This is a genomic window from Streptomyces sp. ID05-26A (genome assembly GCF_033794685.1).
GTDB lineage: Bacteria > Actinomycetota > Actinomycetes > Mycobacteriales > Pseudonocardiaceae > Lentzea.
This window is the reverse complement of the sequence record NZ_JARAYZ010000001.1, coordinates 1,017,526-1,035,204: the sequence shown is the minus strand read 5'-3', so window position 1 is coordinate 1,035,204 and position 17,679 is coordinate 1,017,526. Positions and strand designations below refer to the sequence as shown.

Genomic DNA, 17,679 nt, shown 5'->3' with positions numbered 1-17,679 from the left:
GTCAGCGTACGAAGCGTCCAGGACTCGTACCCAGCACCCGGCGAAAATGGCGCGTGAGGTGCGACTGGTCGTGGAACCCGGCCAACACCGCCACCTCCGCGGCCGGTCTTCCGTCGACCAGAAACCCGCGCGCGAGATCTACCCGGCGGCCGGTCAGGTACTTGTGCGGCGGCAACCCGAACCGGCGGCTGAACGCCCGCACGAGGTGCGTCGGGCTGGTCTGCAGCTCCGCCGCGGCCTCCGCGAGCGTGATCCCCGACGGCAGCGAAGCGTCCAGCAACTGTCGCAACCGGTCGGCGAGCGTCGGGTCGGAATGCACGACGGGTGCGGTGCCGGCGAAGTGGTGCCGGAGGCGTTCTGTGATCAACGAGAGCCGGCTGGCGGCTTCGAACGGTTCGTCCAGCACCAGATGCAGCTGATGGATCCGTTGGCGCAGCAGCGAATCGGGCAGCATCGGGGTGTCGACGGCCTTGCCGATCAGCTCGACCGGCAACGCCGAGTCGTCCAGGTAGAGCACGCGCTTGCGGAAGCCCGTCGAATGAGCGGAACGGCCGTCGTGCGGCACGTGCGGCGGCAACAGCGTGACACCGGAGACGAGCGCGCCGTGCTCGTGACGGTCCAGTTCGTACCGCACGGCGCCGGTGTCGAGCACCATCAACGTCCACGCGTCGTGCGTGTGCGTTGGGTAGACGTGCGTGGTGAACGACGCATGGAAGGCTTCCTTGATGCCGTCCACCGCCGGTCTCCACGCGGTGACGCTCATGTCAGAAACGTACAAGACGGCGAACATGGCCGCCCACGATCGTGGAGTCCATGTTCGACACCAAGATCGCTGTGCTGCTGCGGGACGACCTGGCCGGCTGGCAGGCCCTGAACGTCACCGCCTTCCTCGTCAGCGGGCTGCCCGAGACGCTCCGGGGCGAGCCCTACGTCGACGCCGACGACGTGCACTACCTCTCCATGTTCGGCCAGCCCGTCGTGGTGCTGCAGGGCACCGCGGAGTTGCTCAAGAAGGCCCACGAACGCGCCCTGAACCGCAGCCAGCCGATGACCATCTTCACGGCCGACCTGTTCGCGACGGGCAACGACGACGACAACCGCGCGGCCGTCCGCAAGGTGCACACGCAGGACCTCGACCTGGTCGGCATCGCGGTCCACGGCCAGAAGAACGCCGTCGACAAGATCTTCAAGGGCGCCCGGATGCACCCCTGACGAAACCGGGTTCTAATGCCCGAGTGATCAAGCTGCTCCGGATGGCCGTGTTCCTGCTGGTGCTTTCGGCGGAGGTTTACCTGGTGGTCGTGCTGGGGGACAGGTTCCGCCCGGCCGACCACTTCAGCTACTTCACCGTGCTCTCGAACGTCTTCGCGGCGGTTGTGGCGTTGCTCGGCGTGTTCAACCCGGTGTCCGCGCAGATCAGGGGCGCGGCAGTGCTCTACATGGGCACCACGGGGATCGTGTACTGGCTGCTGCTGCGGGGCATCGACGTGCAGACGCCCGCCTACGCGAACTGGGTGCTGCACACAATCGTCCCGATCCTCGTGGTCGCGGAGTGGCTTCTTGCGCCGGAACGGACCAGGCGGGCGTGGCTCTGGCTGTCGTTCCCGCTGGCCTACCTGGTGTACACGCTGGTCAGGGGCCCGATCGTGGGCTGGTACCCGTACCCGTTCATGGATCCGCGCACCAACGGCTACGGCGCGGTGTTCCTGAACTGCCTGGTCGTCACGGTCGTCTTCGTCGCGCTGGCGTTCGCGGTGTCCTGGACGGGTACCAAATTGGCCCAGAAACAGAAGCATTCCTTGTCCCAAAGTTAGGGCCAATCACCGCTCTACGGTCAGAACATGACCAGGCGACTCGCGTACGCGCAGCTGACGAACTCGATCGGCGACGGCGGTTTCCTCGTCGTCTCGGCCCTCTACTTCACGCAGGTCGTCGGCCTGAGCGCGGCGAAGGTCGGCCTCGCGCTGACGCTCGCGTGGGGCGTCGGAGCGGTCGCCGGAGTCGCGTTGGGCCACTTCGCCGACCGCATGGGCCCGCGCACCACCGCGGTCGTGCTCGCCGCCGCGACGGCCGCGAGCATCGGCATCCTGCTCTTCACGCGGAACTTCGCCGCGTTCGTCGTGGTCATGTGCCTGTACGCGAGCTTCCAGAGCGGCCTGCAGGCGTCCAGGCAGGCCCTGCTCGCCGGCCTCACCACGCCGGAGGAACGCACACGGGTCCGTGCGCGCATCCAGTCCACGGCCAACGCGGGCATCGCGATCGGTGCGGCGGCGGGCGGGTTCGCGCTGCACCTGGCCACCGAGGCCGCCTACATGGCCGTGTTCGTGATCGACGTCGTCGCGTTCCTCATCGCCGCCGCGATCCTCAGCACGTTGCCCGAGACCGTGATGACCAGGGCAAAGGGCAAGTTCGACGTCCTGAAGGACCGCCCGTACGCGCTGATCACGGTGATCAACGCCGTGATGCTGCTCTACATGCCGCTGCTGAGCCTGATCATCCCGCTGTGGATCGTGCAGCGCACCGAGGCGCCGACGTGGCTCGCTGCCGGGTTGCTGGTGCTCAACACCGCGGCCGTCGTGCTGTTCCAGGTCAGGATCGCCCGCCGCGCCGACGGCCTGGACCGGGCGTCGAAGCTCGTGCGGCACGCCGGACTGATCATGCTCGCGTCCTGCGCGGTCTTCGCCGCCACGGCGTTCGGCGTCGGCGCCTGGCCCGCGGCGGCCTTGCTGATCGCGGCCGCCGCGTTGCAGGTGCTCGGCGAGATGATGCTCGCGTCGGGTGCCTGGGAGATCAGCTTCTCCCTCGCACCCGCCGACCGGCAGGGCCAGTACCAGGGCTTCTTCGCGACCGGAACGGCCGTCGCGCGCATGGTCGGCCCCGCCCTGCTCACCACCGTCGTGCTCGGCTGGGGCGCCGTCGGCTGGCTGCTGGTCGGCGGGCTCTTCGTCGTCGCCGGTTACGCGATGGGACCCGCGGTGCGCTGGGCCCGCGAGAAGAACTCCACCAGCTCCGGTGCCATGACCGACGACTTGTACATGTGCGTCTGACCGGGCAGCGTCCTGTGGTCGGCTCCCAGCACCTCCGCGACGTTCTTCATGGTGTTGCGGAGGTACTCGGGGCTCTTGCCGCCGTCCATCGCGAGCGTCGGCACCCGCACGTTCCAACGGTCGGCCGGCAGCGTCGAGCCGCGGCCGTCGTCGCCCAGGATCATGAGGTCCCACGGCAGCGTGTGCGCGACCAGCTTGAGCTTCTTCCACATCGGGGTCAGCTTCATGACCGCGAGGCCGATCCCGGGCACGCCGACCATCTTCATGAACGTCGAGAGCATCCCGGAACGGTCGCCGCGCGCGAGCATGTCGTTCATCTGCCGCACGATGTCGGCGGGACGAGGCTTGTACGTGTCGTCCACGACGAACGGCGCCTCGTAGATCGCGAGCCGGGAGATGCCGGGCAGCCGTGACGCGGCCTCCATCGCCAGCACCGCGCCCGAGGACACGCCGAAGGCGAACGCGCTGCCGTCGGCCTCCCTGATCACGGCGTCGATGTCCTCGACCTCGCGCTCCAGAGACCACGGCGTCGCGCCGTCACCGGTCTCGCCGCGGCCGCGCCGGTCGTAGGTGTAGACGGTGAAGTTCTTGTCCAGCACCGATGCGAGTTCCGTGGTCGGGCCGAACATCCGGTGGCACATCGCGCCGTCCACGATGACCAGCGCGGGTCCGGAACCGGTGATCGAGTAGGCGACCTCGGTGCCGTCGGCGGAAGTCGTGAAGCGCGTCATTTCTGCTCTCCCAGCGTGCTGTCGAGGAAGTCCTGCCAGTCCTGTTCGGACTCGTCGCCCTCGAAGATGTTGTGTGCGGCGATGACCGGGCCGAAGAACCCGCGCATGAAGCGGTAGATGCCGTGTTCGGTGCGCAGGGCGACCGTGTGGGCGTTGCGGTGGAACTCGACGGCGTCCGGGAGCTTCTCGGCGATCGCCGCGTCGAGCTTCTTCCAGGCCTCGTCCCAGTCGCCGATCATCGGCCCGAAGACCGTGAGCGGACGGGCCGTGCGGCCGGGGAAGTGCGTCAGGTACTCGAGCAGCGTGCGCCGGAACAGCGCGCCGCCCAGCGTCATCGCCTCGAACTCGTCGGCCCAGTCGTCGCCGGGCAGGAAGCCGCTCGTGACCATGCGGAGCACGGTGCTGCTGTGCTCGCGGCCCTCGACGAGGAACTCGTAGGCGATGAACCGGCCGTCGGGTGCCTTGCCGGAGTCGTACGCGAAGTGGCGCAGGGGATCCGACGCGGTGACCTCGCTCGTCGGCTCGTACCCGCCGAAGGCCATCTTGACCTGGCCGTTCGCGACCTCGTTGCGGCCCATGAACCACGAGTCGATGCCTGGTCCCGTCGCGATGGCCGTCCAGACGTCCTCGACGGAGGCCGGCACCTCGATCTCGTCGGTGCTCGTGAACTCGTGGCCCATCTGCTCTCCCCTTCTGGTTCGTGGATGGTCTCATCCTGCTCCCGACAATTCCTCTCGTCAAGACAGTGAGACTAGTCTTGACAAAAAAAGTTGTCGGTGGTTCCGTTCTCGCCACACCACGAACTGGAGGAACCTCATGTCCCGCATCGCCTGTGGCGTCGTCGCCGGTCCGCTCTACCTCGTCGTCGGGTACGCCCAGGCGTTCACCCGGGAGGGCTTCGACCTGGCACGACACCCGTTCAGCATGCTCAGCCTCGGCTCGCTCGGCTGGATCCAGATCGCCAACTTCGTCGTCAGCGGAGCGCTGTTCCTGGTAGCCGCGACGGGCATGGCTAAGCACACGAGGTGGGGAGCGAGGCTGATCGGCCTGATGGGCGTGGGGATGATCCTCGGCGGGGTGTTCGTGGCCGATCCGGCCATGGGGTTCCCCGCCGGAGCGCCCGACGGCCCACCGGCTGCGCTGTCCTGGCACGGCGCCCTGCACGCGGCCGCGTTCGGGCTCGCGATGATCGGCTGGATCGGGGCGTGCTTCGTGTTCGCGCGTAGGCTCGGAGGATGGCTGGCGGTGATGAGCGGCCTGACGGGCGTGCTCCTGGTGGTGCCGATGGCGTTCCTGGGCAACCCCGGCGGGACGGTGCTGCTCTACGTGGTCGCGACGATCGGCTGGGTGTGGACGTCGATCGTGTCCCTGAGGCTGAGCCGGCCTGCCTTCTCGAGCTGATCTGCCCGGAGTGCGGGCGCGTCACCACCGACGAGCACGCGCCCGGTTGCGAGGCCTGTCAGACGAGCTGATGCGCGTGCATCTTGCTGATGTCGTACGAGACGCCGCAGAAGGTGCACTGCAGCCCGTACTTGCTGCTGATCGTGAACAGCGGGATGAAGAAGATCGTCGGCTTCGTGTAGCGCCGGAACAGGTTGTGCGCCGACTGGTGGTGGCAGTGTCCGCACACCAGCGTCAGCATCCGCAGCTGCTCGATCGTCGTCCGCCAGCCGAAAATGACCATCTGCTCTCCCTTTGTCCGTTGTTCTTCTGACGTGTGGGATGCCCCCTGAGTTGCAGCCGGACCCGCGAATTCGGAAGGTGGACGGTGTGGACACCCTGCTGCGGCCCTGGACCCCCGACGACGCTCCGGTCATCCTCGCGGCGGCGGGTGAGGAGATGATGGCCCGCCAGTTCACCGCCCCGATCGACTCGCTGGCCGCCGCCGAGGACTGGATCGCGCTGCTCACGGCCCGTCGCGACGACGACGCCGCCTACTCGTTCGCGGTGCTGCACGAGGGCGTGCCGGTGGGCAACGTCGCCGTGTCGAGCGTGGAGCGCCGTCACCTCACCGGGTGGATCTCGTACTGGATGCGCGAGGAGGCCCGGGGCAAGGGCCTCGCCACGAAGGCCTGCGTCGCGGTCAGCGAGTTCGCCTTCTCCGAGCTCGGCCTGTTCCGGCTGGAACTCGCTCATCGCGTGGACAACCCCGCCTCCTGTCGTGTCGCGACGGGGGCGGGTTTCGCCGTGGAAGGCGTCGAACGGGCGCGGCTGCTCTACGACGGGATCCGGTTCGACACCGAAACTCACGCCCGCCTCGCCACGGACTGAGGTTCACTCTGCGATCAGCCGGGTAACCGGGAGCGCATGAGCGACGTGCAGGCCGAGCTGCTGCTGACTTTGACCAAGGTCGCCAAGGTCTTACGTGGAGCGGAGATTCCGTTCGCCCTGACCGGTGGTTGTGCCGGTTATGCGCGAGGCGGACCCGTGAGTGAGCACGACGTCGACCTCCTGGTGAAGGAACAGGACGTCAACGAGGCCGTGCGGGTGTTGGTGGAGGCAGGACTGCGCGGTGCGGAGCCGCCGGAGGACTGGCTGTTGAAGGTCTACGACGGCGATTCGCTGGTGGACCTGTTGTTCCGGCCCAACGAACGGCCGGTGACCGACGAGATCCTCGCGATGGCGGAGGAGATGCCCGTCGGTTCGGTGATGCTGCCGGTCATGCCGGCGACGTTCGTGCTGAGCAGCAAGCTGCTCGTGCTGGACGGGCACCGCTGCGACTTCAGCGAGCTGTTGCCGTTCGCGCGGGCGTTGCGAGAACAGATCGACTGGGACCAGGTGCGCGAGGAGACCAAGGACTCTCCTTACGCCGAAGCGTTCCTGATGCTCATCGAACGCCTGGACATCATCGGGAGGACCCATGAGTTCCGAGCAGTACCTGGCGGCAAATCTGCGTAGGGCGGTCGCCGAGGACCCTCGCACCGCCGAACTGGGCGTCCGCGTCACGGTGCGCGGCGACCACGTGATGCTCTCCGGCGACGTCGCCTGTGCGGATCGCCGCGCCGCGCTGGAGGAGGTCCTGCACGAGGCCGCCCCCGAACTGACGATCTACAACGACGTGCGCGTGACACCTGCGGGCGAACCGGAGGGTGAGGAGGACCTGCGATGATCCGAGTCGCTGCGGTCGGGGACATCCACCTCGGCGAGGACATGCGCGGGCACCTGCGGCCGGCGTTGGAGAAGGTCGGTGAGCACGCGGACGTCCTGCTGCTCGCGGGTGACCTGACGCGGCACGGCACGGTCGTCGAGGCCGAGGTCGTCGCGGACGAGTTCGCGGACCTGCCGGTGCCCGTGGTCGCCGTGCTGGGCAATCACGACCACCAGGACGACAAACCGCTCGAAGTCACGAAGACGTTGCAGGACAAGGGCATCCACGTGCTGGAAGGCACGACGTTCACCCACCGGGTCAACGGGTGCTCGATCGGCATCGCGGGTGTCAAGGGGTTCGGCGGTGGGTTCGCGGGCAAGTGCGGAAGTGCGTTCGGTGAGCGCGAGATGAAGGCGTTCATCCAGCACACCGTCGGCATCGCCGAGAACCTGCAGGACGCACTGTCCGAACTGGACACCGACATCAAGGTCGCGCTGACGCACTACGCGCCGGTGCCCGACACGTTGCGCGGCGAACCGCCGGAGATCTACCCGTTCCTCGGTTCGTACCTGCTCGGCGAGGCCATCGACGCGACCGGCACGCATCTCGCGGTGCACGGCCACGCGCACTTCGGCACCGAGCAGGGCATGACGCCGGGCGGGGTGCGGGTGCGCAACGTCGCGCAGCCGATCATCCGGTCCGCGTACACGGTCTACGTGATGGAGGGGAACTCGTGACGACGACCGTCGGGGACTTCGTCGTCCAGCGCCTGCGCGACTGGGGCGTGCGGCAGGTGTTCGCCTATCCCGGTGACGGCATCAACGGGATCGTGGCCGCGTTCGGCAAGGCGGACAACGACCCGAAGTTCATCCAGACCCGGCACGAGGAGATGGCCGCGTTCGCCGCCGTCGGCTTCGCGAAGTTCAGCGGCGACGTCGGTGTCTGCCTGGCCACCAGTGGTCCCGGCGCGATCCACCTGCTCAACGGCCTGTACGACGCGAAGCTCGACCACGTGCCGGTCGTCGCGATCGTCGGTCAGACCGCCCGCACCGCGATGGGTGGCAGCTACCAGCAGGAAGTCGACCTGCACTCGTTGTTCCGCGACGTCGCCTCGTTCCTGGTCGACGTGACGGTGCCCGAGCAGTTGCCGAACGCGCTGGACCGGGCCATGCGCACGGCTCAGGCCGACCGCGCGCCCGCGGTGCTGATCATCCCGAACGACGTGCAGGAGCAGGAGTACGCCGCTCCCAAGCACGAGTTCAAGTACATCCCGTCAAGCCCGCCGTCCCGTCCCTCGTCGTCGGTCGTGCCCGCCCTGGACGACGTCCGGCGCGCGGCCGAGGTGCTCAACAGCGGCGAGAAGGTCGCGATCCTGATCGGTCAGGGTGCCCGCGATGCCGCCGAGGAGGTGCGCGCGGTCGCCGACCTGCTCGGTGCCGGTGTCGCGAAGGCGTTGCTGGGCAAGGACGTGCTGCCCGACGACCTGCCGTACGTGACCGGGTCGATCGGGCTGCTCGGCACCCGGCCGTCGTACGAGATGATGCGCGACTGCGACCGGTTGCTGATGGTCGGATCGAACTTCCCGTACTCGCAGTTCCTGCCGCAGTACGGCAAAGCGCGCGGCGTGCAGATCGACGTCGACGGCCGGGTGATCGGCATGCGCTACCCGACCGAGGTCAACCTCGTCGGTGACGCGCGGGAGACGTTGCGCGCGCTGATCCCGTTGCTGGAGGAGAAGACCGACCGCTCGTGGCGGACGACGATCGAGGAGAACGTCGTCCACTGGTGGGCGGTGATGGAGCGGCAGGCGCAGGTGCCCGCCGACCCCGTCAACCCGATGCGGATCGTCTCCGAACTCTCGAAACGCCTGCCGCACAACGCGATCGTCACCGCGGACTCGGGTTCCGCGACGAACTGGTACGCGCGGCTGCTCAAGATCCGCGGCAACGTCCGGTCCTCGCTGTCCGGCACGCTGGCCACGATGGGCTGTGCGGTCCCGTACGCGCTGGGGGCCGCCTTCGCCCAGCCGAACCGTCCGTTGATCGCGTTGGTCGGCGACGGCGCGATGCAGATGAACGGCATGGCGGAGTTGCTGACGCTCAAGCGGTACGGCATCCGATGCGTCGTCTGCGTGTTCCACAACAACGACCTCAACCAGGTCACGTGGGAGCTGCGCGCGATGGGCGGGGCGCCGAAGTTCGAGGAGTCGCAGACGCTGCCGGACATCTCGTACGCCTCGTTCGCCCGGTCGATCGGCCTGCAGGGCATCGAGATCAACGACCCGGCACAGCTCGGCACGGCGTGGGAGACGGCGCTCGCGTTCGACGGCTCGACCGTTCTCGACGTGCGCTGCGACCCGAGCGTGCCGCCGATCCCGCCGCACGCGACGTTCGAGCAGATCAAGGACATGACCGAGGCCGTGTTGCGGGGCGACCCCGACGCGTGGGACGTGCTGCGCCGCGGTCTGCAGACCAAGATCCAGGAGTTGCTGCCGTGAAACTGGGCTATTTCCTTTCCTCGGAAGAACACGGGCCGCGTGAGCTGGTCCAGAACGCCCGGCTCGCGCAGGAGCACGGCTTCGAGGCGTTGTGGATCTCCGACCACTACCACCCGTGGAACGACGAGCAGGGCCAGTCGCCGTTCGTCTGGGGCACGATCGGCGCACTGTCGGAGGCCGTGACGCTGCCGATCACCACGGCGGTGACCTGCCCGATCGCGCGCATCCACCCGGCTGTCATCGCCCAGGCCGCCGCCACCGCCGCGGTGCAGACCGAGGGCCGTTTCGTACTCGGCGTCGGCACCGGCGAGGCCCTGAACGAACACGTGCTGGGCGACCGCTGGCCGTCCGCCGGCGTGCGCCTGGAGATGCTGGAGGAGGCGATCGGCCTCATCCGCACGCTGCACCAGGGCGACGAGGTCACGCACCACGGCAAGTACTACACCGTCGAGAACGCCCGCATCTACACCGTGCCCGAACGCCCGGTGCCGGTCTACGTCTCGGCGTTCGGCCCGAAGGCGGTCCGGCTCGCGGCCCGGTGCGGCGACGGCTACGTGTGCGTCGGCCCGGCCGGAGACCTGGTGAAGCAGTATCGCGCCGAGGGCGGTCGCGGCCCGGCGCAGAGCGGCCTGAAGGTCTGCTACGCGCAGTCCGAAGAGGACGCTGTCGCCACCGCGCACCGCCTGTGGCCCAACGACGGCCTGCCCGGTGAGCTGGCCCAGGTGCTGCCGACACCCAAGCACTTCGAGCAGGCCTCGGAGCTCGTGACGCCGGAGATGATCGCGAAGGCGATTCCGTGCGGTCCGGACCCCGAGAAGTACGCGGAGAAGGTCAGGGAGTTCGCGGAGGCCGGGTTCGACGAGGTCTACGTGCAGCAGATCGGTCCGCGGCAGGAGGAGTTCTTCGAGTTCTGGGCCAAGGAAGTCGTGCCTTTGCTCGATGCTTGACGGTTTCGGCGCACCGCACTCGGCGAGCGACAGGACGGGTTAGGATCGGCGGTATGACTAACCGAAAGGGCCATGCCGCGTAGGCGCCTCGTTCAGGTGGCCCGTGTCTCCGCGGCCACGTCCCGTGCCATTCGCGAGTTCGAACGAGCTCGCTCCCACCCCGGCCTGGTCGCCCAGTCGCTGCACGCCTGGTCCCGCTTCGTGCACGGCCCGGCTCGCGCGATCGTCGCCGACCTGACCTACACCGACGACTGGCACGACGCCGACGATCCGGTGACGGCCAGGTACATGTTGCGGATGGCTCTGGCCGCGCTGCCCGGCAAAGCCGCACGCGAACTCCGCACCCTCCTCGAACCGTTGGACGAGCTCTACCTGACCCGCTCGCTGCCCGTTCCCGAACACGCCCACATCCGCGAGCTGTTGCTGGTCGAAGGATGACAAGAGCGCGGCGGGACAAGGAGTCCCGCCGCGCTCTGCAAGGCAGCGCGACCACCTTCTCGGGTCGTCACCGCCGCCTAGGCGAGGATTTCACCGACCGTGCCGGCACCCACGGTCTTGCCACCCTCGCGGATCGCGAAGCCCAGCCCGGTGTCCATCGCCACCGCCTTGCCCAGCTCCACCGTGACCTCGACGGTGTCACCTGGCAGGGCCAGCGTCCTGTCGAGCTCCACCACGCCGACGACGTCGCCGGTGCGGAAGTGGAACTGCGGGCGGTAGTTCGACGCGATCCCCGTGTGCCTGCCGCCCTCGGCGTGCGAGAGCAGGTACACGGACGCGCGGAACCGGGTGTGCGGCGCGACGCTGCCGGGCAGGGCCAGCACCTGGCCGCGCCGGACGTCGCCGCGCTTCACGCCCCGCAGCAGGATCGCGGCGTTGTCTCCCGCCTGGGCCTGCTGCATGGGCTTGCCGAACGTCTCGATGCCGGTGGCCACGGACGACACGGAGTCGCCGAGACCGAGCACCTCGACCTGGTCGCCGAGGCCGAGCACACCCCGTTCCACCGCACCGGTCACGACCGTGCCGCGGCCGGTGATGGTCAGGACGTTCTCGATCGGCATCAGGAACGCGCCGCTCAGATCCCGGACCGGCACCGGCACGTGCGCGTCCACGGCGTCGAGCAACGCCACGACGGACTCCACCCACACCGTGTCGCCCTGGAGCGCGCGCAGGCCCGAGACCCGCACGACCGGGGTGGCGTCGCCGTTGAAGCCGTACTGGGAGAGCAGGTCCCGGATCTCCAGCTCGACCAGGTCGAGCAGCTCCGGGTCGCTCACCGCGTCGGCCTTGTTCAGCGCCACCACGATGTACGGCACACCAACACGGTGCGCCAGCACCACGTGCTCACGCGTCTGCGGCATCGAACCGTCCTCCGCGGACACCACGAGGATCGCGCCGTCCAGCTGCGCCGCCCCCGTGATCATGTTCTTCACGTAGTCGGCGTGGCCGGGCATGTCGACGTGCGCGTAGTGACGCGTCGGCGTCTCGTACTCGACGTGCGCGATGTTGATCGTGATGCCGCGGGCCAGCTCCTCGGGCGCCCGGTCGATCCGGTCGAACGCCGTGAAGGTGGTGCCCGAAGGGTCCTTTTCGGACAGAACCTTGGTGATGGCCGCGGTCAGCGTGGTCTTGCCGTGGTCGACGTGCCCCATGGTGCCGATGTTGAGATGTGGCTTGGCACGCACGAACTCTTGCTTCATTGCCCTGTGTCCTCAGGTGTCACAGCTGGAGTCTCAGAACCGCGGACCGCTACAACCCTCCTCCAGTGGTCCTGAAGGATGGACTGGAGAAGGGTCAGACTCGGGCGCCGTTCAGCTGTGCCGAGGCGACGGCGAGCGCGCACGCGGGAACACCCACGTACGTCTTGTGCTCAGCCGTCAGGAACATGCGTTGATCGTGACAGGCGTCTAGATCGCTGTCACCTGGTTTTCCGCGAGCCCGATCAACGCCCGCGCGGCCGGGCTGCGCGGACCCTCCGCGCGCCACGCGAACGCGAGCCTGCTGTGCGGTGACGGATCGGTGATCCGCACGGCGTGCAGCCCGCCGGCCATCGACGCCGCCAGGATCGCCGGACCGAGCCCGCGCTCCGCCAGCGTGATCACCATCGACGGCGCCGACGCCTCGAACGCGATCCGCGGCTTGCGCGAGCCACAGGCCGCGTCCAGCGCCCCGCGCAACCCCGTGCCCGGCGGCAGGCTGATCAACCCGCGCTCCAGCAGCTCGTCCAGCCTCACGGACTCCCTGCCGCACCAGGGATCCGTGTTGGACACGGCGGCGACGAGCGGTTCGTCCGCCAGCACCCGGACGGACAACCCGTCCGGCTCAGCACCCGCGTAACCGACGAGAGCGAAGTCCAGTGAACCGTCCACAAGGGACGAGATCAGCTCGTCGGAGTTGGCCTCGGACAACGTGATCTCGACAGCGGGAAACGACGTGTGGAACGCCGACAGCAGCTCGGGCAGGTCCGTGATCCCGCACGACACGACCATCCCGACGCGCACGGCACCGCGCACCAGCCCGGCCATCTCCTCCACGGTCCGCCGCGCCGACTCCACCGACCCCAGTGCCGCCCGCGCCAGCGGCAGCACAGCCGCACCCACGTCGGTCAGCGTGACCGTGCGCCCCGACCGGTCGAGCAGGTCGTGTCCGAGCTCCCGCTCCAGCCGCCGGATCTGCGAGCTGACCCCGGGCTGCGCGACGTGGACCCGTTCCGCCGCTCGCGTGAACGAGCCTGATTCCGCGACCGCGACGAAGTACTCCAGCTGCCGAAGCTCCATAACCAATGATTATAGAAGGCGTACCGACTGGCTCTTGGACATATAGACGCAGGCCAGCGACCCTCAAGACATGCACATCTTCTACCCCGGAGACGCCGGTTACGACGAGGAACGCAGTGGTTTCCAGACCGGACTCCGCCACGAACCCCAGGTCATCTTCGCCGTGGAGACCGCCCAAGACGTCGAGGAAGCCGTAAGTCACGCCGAGACCCACGGCCTCGAGTACGCGATCCAGGCCACCGGCCACGGCCTGACCACGGCGACCACCGGCGTCCTCATCTCCACGAAACGCATGAACCAGGTCGAGGTCGACCCCGCGACGAACACCGCGAGGGCCGAGGCAGGCGCGGTCTGGCAGCAGGTGATCGAGAAGGCGGCACCGCACGGCCTCGCCCCGCTCAGCGGTGACGCGAGTGACGTCGGCGTCGTCGGGTACACGCTCGGCGGTGGATTCAGCGTGCTGGCCAGGGAGTTCGGCTTCGCGAGCGACCGCGTCCGCGCGACGGAGAAGGCCGGCGACGTCGTCACCGCCATCGAGTTCGAGCTCCTGCCCGTCACCCACGTCCACGCGGGCGAGCTGTTCTTCGAGGCGCGGCACGCGAAAGCGGTCTTCGAGGCGTTCCACGGCTGGGACCTGCCCGGTCATGTCACCCCGGCGCTCACCACCCTCGGCGACGTCGTGCGCGTCACCTTCGCGAGCTCGAAACCGTTCGACATCAGCCACCTCCGCGTCGCGCCGACGCTGAAGGAGGAGTTCAGCGCGAAGCCCTTCGCCGACGCCGCCGGTGAACCACTGCCCCCGCACGCCTACCAGGGCGACAACGTCCTGCTGACCGACCTGCCGTTGGAAGCGCTGCAACGAGCCAGGGAGATCGCCGAGAACTCCAGCGCCGAGATCTTCCTCAGCGTGCTCCCGCTCGGCGGCGCGCTCGCCACCGACGCCACCCATCTGCTGAAGGTCATCTCGCCGCGGCTGGGCGTCGAGGAGCAGCACCAAGAGGTGTTCGAGGCGGTGCGACCGTTCGTGTCAGGACGGTCGCGGAACTTCCGGTACGCCGTACGCTGACTCCCATGACCCGAGTGGTTCTCGTGGAGGACCACGGCGTCGCCCGCAGCACCGCGCGTAACCACGTGCAGCGCGTCCTCGACCAGCTCGGCGCGCGGTCGCAGCTCGCCGCCCTCCGGAGGCCGGGCGGACGGTAAGTTGTGATGGGGAAGCAACGGCCGTAACGTCGGGGCGACAGCCGGGTTCAGCAGCGTGCTCGGAGTCCGAGTCTCGTGCGCCTTCGGCCACCGGGGAGTGCTGGTGAACGAAGAACTGTTCAAGGAATCGCCGCTGCTCACAGTCAGTGCTGTGGACGTCGCCGGAGTCGCGGTCGTCGCCGTGGAGGGCGAGATCGACGTCGACACGGCCGACGAGGTGCTCGACGCGGTGCGGCTCGGCTTCACCTCCGGTGGCCCGGCCCTGGTCGCCGATCTCACGCTGGTGAGCTTCTTCGGCTCGACCGGCATCTCCACGCTGATCTCGGCCCACGAGCTGGCCGAGGAGAACGGCAAGAAGCTGCACGTCGTGGCGCCGCAGCGGGCCGTCAGGCGTCCGTTGCAGGTCACGGGGGTGGCCGACGTCCTGGCGTTGTACGACTCCGTCGAGGAGGCGTTGTCCGCGCTGAAACCGGTGCCCACCGAGTAGGCGCTGTCCTGCAAGTCTCGTCGGGCGACAGCGGCGGGACTCTCGGCCGCGTCTCTCACCTGACGAACTCGCAGGACAGCGCCTAGGCACCGGTTCGCACGTCGTCAGCCGGCGAGGTCGGCCAGCCTCGGCACGACCTCGTCCGGCGACGGCATGGCGGCGATCTCCGCGGCGATGCGGGCGTTCGCTGCCTGAACGTCGTTGTCCCGCAACAGCTTCCGCGCGACCTCCTGCACCGCGTCCGCCGTGAAGTCCTCGCCGACGAGCCGGCCGCCCAGCCCGGTGTCCGCGACGATCTCGGCGTTGCGGAACTGGTCCGCGCCCTGCGGCAGCACGAGCTGCGGCAGGCCGTTCGTCATGGCGGCGACGGTGGTGCCGGCACCACCGTGGTGCGCGACGAGATCTGCGTGCGCGAGCAGATCCGCCTGGGGCACCCACGGGAGCACGTGCACGTTGGCCGGCATGTCGGTCAGCACGGACGGGTCGACCTGCGGCCCCGTCGCGACCAGCACCTCGGCGTCCACACCGGACAGCCCGGTGATCGCGGTCCGCAGCACGTCCGGGTTCGAGAACGCGGTGCCGAACGTCAGGTAGACCAGCGGCCTCTCGTGCCTCACGACCCATTCGGGCAATTCGCCCGGCTCGGCGAACGGAACCGGACGCATCGGAATTCGATCGACGTCCGAAAGGAAGTTCAGGTCCTGCAAAGACGGCGGGAAGACGTCGAGATAAGTCGATCCGAGTCCGTAATGCTGCCCATTCGGCAGGGTGATACCGAGTTCGTCGACGTACTCCAGGAGGAGGTCGCTCATCGCCTCCGGGACGAGGGTTTCGTCCATCTTGCCGAATCCGTGGCAGACCGCCGGAATCCCGGCGCGCATCGCGGCGAGGCCGGCGCCCGCGTTGATGACCTCGAAGACGACCAGGTCGGGCTTGTCCCGCTCGAGCACCGGTTCCAGATCGTTCACGAAGGCCCTGGGCAGCAAGGACCCGAACGCGTCGACGGCGGTCTGGCGCAGCATGTCGCGCCGGAACTCGCCCGTGCCGTGCAGTTCGTTGGCCTGGCGGAACGCGGCCCAGATGCTGATGCCCGCGTCCACGACGGTGAAGCCCAGCTTTTCCACGGTCGCGTGGAATCCTGAGTCGACGGCGTACAGAACGTCATGTCCCTGCGCTCGCGCGGCGATCGCGAGCGGGAGTATCGGGTAAACGTGTCCGTGTGAGCCTAGGCTCGAGAAGAGAATGCGCACCCGGTCACATTAGGTGTTCTCCTATTGTCCCGGGAGACTTTCCCACCGTTCCGCCACCTCGTGAGGCGATGGCATCGACGCGATCTCGGCGCGCACCTCGCCGGCGGCCCGCTGCAGCTTCGAGTCCTCGATCAACCGGGTGAGCAGCTCCGCCGTGACCTCCCGGGGCCCCGCCCTCAGCCCGGCCCCGCGCCCGGTGATCGCCGTCGCGTGCACCGTCCGGTCGCCCGGCCCCGGCTCGACCAGCTGCGGCACCCCGGCCGCGAGCGCGCCGAGCAGCGTCCCCGCGCCACCGTGGTGCACGATCCCGTCGCAGAACGGCAGCACGCGTGGGATCGGCACCCACCCGACCGTCCGGACGTTGCCCGGCAGGCCCTCGGTCCGTTCCGGACGGACCAGCACGAACTCGGCGTCCACCTGCTCGGCCGCCTTGACCACGGCGGCCATCATCCGGCCCGCGCCAGGACCGGGCGCGGTGCTCCGGCTGACCAGGATGCGCGGCGTGCCCGACGGCTCCGCGAGCCACTGCGGCACCTCGCCGTCACCGCTGTAGGGCACGAACCGCATCCGTTCCCCGCCGGGAAACTCCGCGAGCGACGGCGGCGCCGTGCGCAGAACCGTTGCGGGAGAACGCACCTCGGCCTTCATCCGCGCCCCGACCGCGTCCGTCAGCACCAGCCCGTCGAACAGCGACACGTCGTGGACGATCGACGGCACCCCCAGCGCGGACCCGGCGGCGGCCAGCGGTTCGTGCACCACGACGTCCGGCCGCCACGTGCGCGCGAACGCCCGCAACGGCGCCGTCATCGCGTCGCCGACCGCGCCGAACATCCGCGACACGAAGTCGAGCCGGCCGCTCCCGCGCATCTCCCTCTTGGCCACCAACGGGTGCGTGACCATGATGCGCAACGCGATAGGTCCGAAGCGGACGTTCGAGGGAACCACGTCCTCGACCCGCAGGCCGGAGTCGCGGACCCGCAGCGCCTCACCGCCCGTCGCGACCACGACCTCGTGGCCCGCCTCGCGCAACGCCAGGGCCAGCGGCATCAGAGGGAAGACGTGACCCAGGAGGGGAGCGGAGACCACGAGAACACGCATAGATCCAGGTTAACCACATGAGACGGAGTGCCTCATGGTTCGACCAGCCGCCGCACCGCGTCCTCGACCGTCCGCCGCCGCTCCACGTGGTCCGATCCCGCCCCGTTCGACCACATCGACGCGACCGCCAGCACCAGCTGCAACACCTGCTCGGCGGAGAACCGCGAGGACACGACTCCGAGTTCCTGAGCGGACCGGATCGCCTCCACGTCCGCCACCCGGCTGACCGACCCGCGCCGCTCCAGCCGTTGCCAGGTCGCGAGCCGCGCGAACTCGGGGTGCTGGTGTTGCAGGTCGTACAACCGGCCCGCGTACCCCGGCAGGTCGCGGGCGTCGAACTCCACCACGGCGGCGCCCACCACCTCCGACTGCACGGCGTCGAACAACTCGTCCTTGCCGCCGTAGTAGTTGTAGGCGAGGCCCGCGGAACACCGGGCGATGCGGGCGATGCGTTCCATCCGCGCCCCGGCGATCCCGTAGGCGGCGAACTCGACGAACGCGGCGTCCAGCAACCGGCGGCGGGTGCGTTCCCGATCGCGGCTGTGCATGACACCAGG

23 protein-coding genes are annotated in these 17,679 nt (G+C 68.8%); 14 read left to right on the top strand and 9 right to left on the bottom strand.

The window, feature by feature from the left end:
* Position 1 precedes the first annotated feature (1 nt).
* Positions 2–763 carry an AraC family transcriptional regulator gene (locus PV646_RS05060; protein WP_500340282.1) on the bottom strand — a complete coding sequence of 254 codons (762 nt, stop codon included), beginning with the start codon at positions 761–763 and terminating at the stop codon, positions 2–4.
* A gap of 50 nt (positions 764–813) precedes the next feature.
* Between PV646_RS05060 and PV646_RS05055 the strand changes: the two genes are divergently transcribed.
* Genes PV646_RS05055 through PV646_RS05045 form a run of 3 tightly spaced genes read left to right on the top strand, consistent with a single transcriptional unit; the run spans position 814 to position 3,047 of the window.
* Positions 814–1,212, top strand: a complete 399-nt coding sequence (locus tag PV646_RS05055) for a DUF2000 family protein (protein ID WP_500340281.1) — start codon at positions 814–816, stop codon at positions 1,210–1,212.
* Positions 1,213–1,235: 23 nt separating this feature from the next.
* Entirely contained in the window at positions 1,236–1,814 is a 579-nt protein-coding gene (locus PV646_RS05050; RefSeq protein ID WP_500340280.1) for a Pr6Pr family membrane protein, read from the top strand.
* A 27-nt stretch (positions 1,815–1,841) separates the two neighbouring features.
* Positions 1,842–3,047: an MFS transporter gene (locus tag PV646_RS05045; protein WP_500340279.1), complete on the top strand. Its 1,206-nt coding sequence runs from the start codon at positions 1,842–1,844 to the stop codon at positions 3,045–3,047.
* On the opposite strand, the gene PV646_RS05040 is transcribed toward PV646_RS05045, so the two are convergent.
* On the bottom strand, positions 2,957–3,778 hold the full coding sequence (locus PV646_RS05040; RefSeq protein WP_500340278.1) for an alpha/beta fold hydrolase: 822 nt from the start codon (positions 3,776–3,778) through the stop codon (positions 2,957–2,959). The two genes, PV646_RS05045 and PV646_RS05040, sit on opposite strands and share 91 nt — an antisense overlap.
* Positions 3,775–4,458, bottom strand: a complete 684-nt coding sequence (locus PV646_RS05035; protein ID WP_500340277.1) for an SRPBCC family protein — start codon at positions 4,456–4,458, stop codon at positions 3,775–3,777. Before PV646_RS05035 ends, PV646_RS05040 begins: the two co-directional genes overlap by 4 nt.
* A 136-nt stretch (positions 4,459–4,594) precedes the next feature.
* On the opposite strand from PV646_RS05035, the gene PV646_RS05030 reads away from it, so the two are divergent.
* Positions 4,595–5,179 (top strand): DUF998 domain-containing protein, encoded by a 585-nt coding sequence (locus PV646_RS05030; RefSeq protein WP_500340276.1) that lies wholly within the window; start codon positions 4,595–4,597, stop codon positions 5,177–5,179.
* A 58-nt stretch (positions 5,180–5,237) separates the two neighbouring features.
* Here PV646_RS05030 and PV646_RS05025 read toward each other — a convergent pair whose 3' ends face one another.
* The gene (locus PV646_RS05025; protein WP_500340275.1) at positions 5,238–5,462 is read right to left on the bottom strand and encodes a zinc-ribbon domain-containing protein; all 225 of its coding nucleotides are present in this window, start codon (positions 5,460–5,462) and stop codon (positions 5,238–5,240) included.
* 86 nt (positions 5,463–5,548) lie between these two features.
* On the opposite strand from PV646_RS05025, the gene PV646_RS05020 reads away from it, so the two are divergent.
* The 7 genes from PV646_RS05020 to PV646_RS04990 all read left to right on the top strand — a co-directional run bounded on the left by PV646_RS05020 (position 5,549) and on the right by PV646_RS04990 (position 10,748).
* A complete protein-coding gene (locus tag PV646_RS05020) occupies positions 5,549–6,049 on the top strand; it encodes a GNAT family N-acetyltransferase (protein WP_500340274.1) in 501 nt (166 codons plus the stop codon).
* Positions 6,050–6,085: 36 nt separating this feature from the next.
* Positions 6,086–6,676, top strand: coding sequence for a nucleotidyltransferase family protein (locus PV646_RS05015; protein WP_500340273.1), 591 nt, complete (start codon positions 6,086–6,088; stop codon positions 6,674–6,676).
* Entirely contained in the window at positions 6,639–6,887 is a 249-nt protein-coding gene (locus PV646_RS05010; protein WP_090066705.1) for a BON domain-containing protein, read from the top strand. The genes PV646_RS05015 and PV646_RS05010 overlap by 38 nt, the downstream gene beginning before the upstream one ends.
* The gene (locus PV646_RS05005; protein WP_500340272.1) at positions 6,884–7,603 is read left to right on the top strand and encodes a metallophosphoesterase family protein; all 720 of its coding nucleotides are present in this window, start codon (positions 6,884–6,886) and stop codon (positions 7,601–7,603) included. The genes PV646_RS05010 and PV646_RS05005 overlap by 4 nt, the downstream gene beginning before the upstream one ends.
* The gene (locus tag PV646_RS05000; protein WP_500340271.1) at positions 7,600–9,363 is read left to right on the top strand and encodes a thiamine pyrophosphate-requiring protein; all 1,764 of its coding nucleotides are present in this window, start codon (positions 7,600–7,602) and stop codon (positions 9,361–9,363) included. Before PV646_RS05005 ends, PV646_RS05000 begins: the two co-directional genes overlap by 4 nt.
* Positions 9,360–10,310: a TIGR03557 family F420-dependent LLM class oxidoreductase gene (locus PV646_RS04995; protein ID WP_500340270.1), complete on the top strand. Its 951-nt coding sequence runs from the start codon at positions 9,360–9,362 to the stop codon at positions 10,308–10,310. Before PV646_RS05000 ends, PV646_RS04995 begins: the two co-directional genes overlap by 4 nt.
* A gap of 72 nt (positions 10,311–10,382) precedes the next feature.
* A complete protein-coding gene (locus PV646_RS04990; RefSeq protein ID WP_500340268.1) occupies positions 10,383–10,748 on the top strand; it encodes a hypothetical protein in 366 nt (121 codons plus the stop codon).
* Positions 10,749–10,825: 77 nt separating this feature from the next.
* On the opposite strand, the gene tuf is transcribed toward PV646_RS04990, so the two are convergent.
* Together tuf and PV646_RS04980 are read right to left on the bottom strand one after the other, a co-directional pair.
* Positions 10,826–12,007, bottom strand: a complete 1,182-nt coding sequence (gene tuf / locus PV646_RS04985) for an elongation factor Tu (RefSeq protein WP_500340267.1) — start codon at positions 12,005–12,007, stop codon at positions 10,826–10,828.
* Positions 12,008–12,214: 207 nt separating this feature from the next.
* Positions 12,215–13,084, bottom strand: coding sequence for a LysR family transcriptional regulator (locus tag PV646_RS04980; protein WP_500340266.1), 870 nt, complete (start codon positions 13,082–13,084; stop codon positions 12,215–12,217).
* 70 nt (positions 13,085–13,154) lie between these two features.
* Here PV646_RS04980 and PV646_RS04975 point away from each other — a divergent pair, with 70 nt between their 5' ends.
* From PV646_RS04975 to PV646_RS04965, 3 genes are all read left to right on the top strand, one after another.
* The gene (locus tag PV646_RS04975) at positions 13,155–14,150 is read left to right on the top strand and encodes an FAD-binding oxidoreductase (RefSeq protein WP_500340265.1); all 996 of its coding nucleotides are present in this window, start codon (positions 13,155–13,157) and stop codon (positions 14,148–14,150) included.
* Between the two features lie 5 nt (positions 14,151–14,155).
* Positions 14,156–14,287 (top strand): hypothetical protein, encoded by a 132-nt coding sequence (locus tag PV646_RS04970; protein ID WP_500340264.1) that lies wholly within the window; start codon positions 14,156–14,158, stop codon positions 14,285–14,287.
* 103 nt (positions 14,288–14,390) lie between these two features.
* A complete protein-coding gene (locus PV646_RS04965; RefSeq protein ID WP_500340263.1) occupies positions 14,391–14,774 on the top strand; it encodes an STAS domain-containing protein in 384 nt (127 codons plus the stop codon).
* A gap of 104 nt (positions 14,775–14,878) precedes the next feature.
* Here PV646_RS04965 and PV646_RS04960 read toward each other — a convergent pair whose 3' ends face one another.
* The 3 genes from PV646_RS04960 to PV646_RS04950 are packed head-to-tail and all read right to left on the bottom strand — an operon-like array spanning position 14,879 to position 17,670.
* A complete protein-coding gene (locus PV646_RS04960) occupies positions 14,879–16,024 on the bottom strand; it encodes a glycosyltransferase (protein ID WP_500340262.1) in 1,146 nt (381 codons plus the stop codon).
* Between the two features lie 21 nt (positions 16,025–16,045).
* Complete coding sequence (locus PV646_RS04955) at positions 16,046–17,122, bottom strand: nucleotide disphospho-sugar-binding domain-containing protein (protein ID WP_500340261.1); 1,077 nt, start codon at positions 17,120–17,122, stop codon at positions 16,046–16,048.
* A gap of 32 nt (positions 17,123–17,154) precedes the next feature.
* Positions 17,155–17,670 carry a TetR/AcrR family transcriptional regulator gene (locus tag PV646_RS04950; protein ID WP_500340260.1) on the bottom strand — a complete coding sequence of 172 codons (516 nt, stop codon included), beginning with the start codon at positions 17,668–17,670 and terminating at the stop codon, positions 17,155–17,157.
* Positions 17,671–17,679 lie beyond the last annotated feature (9 nt).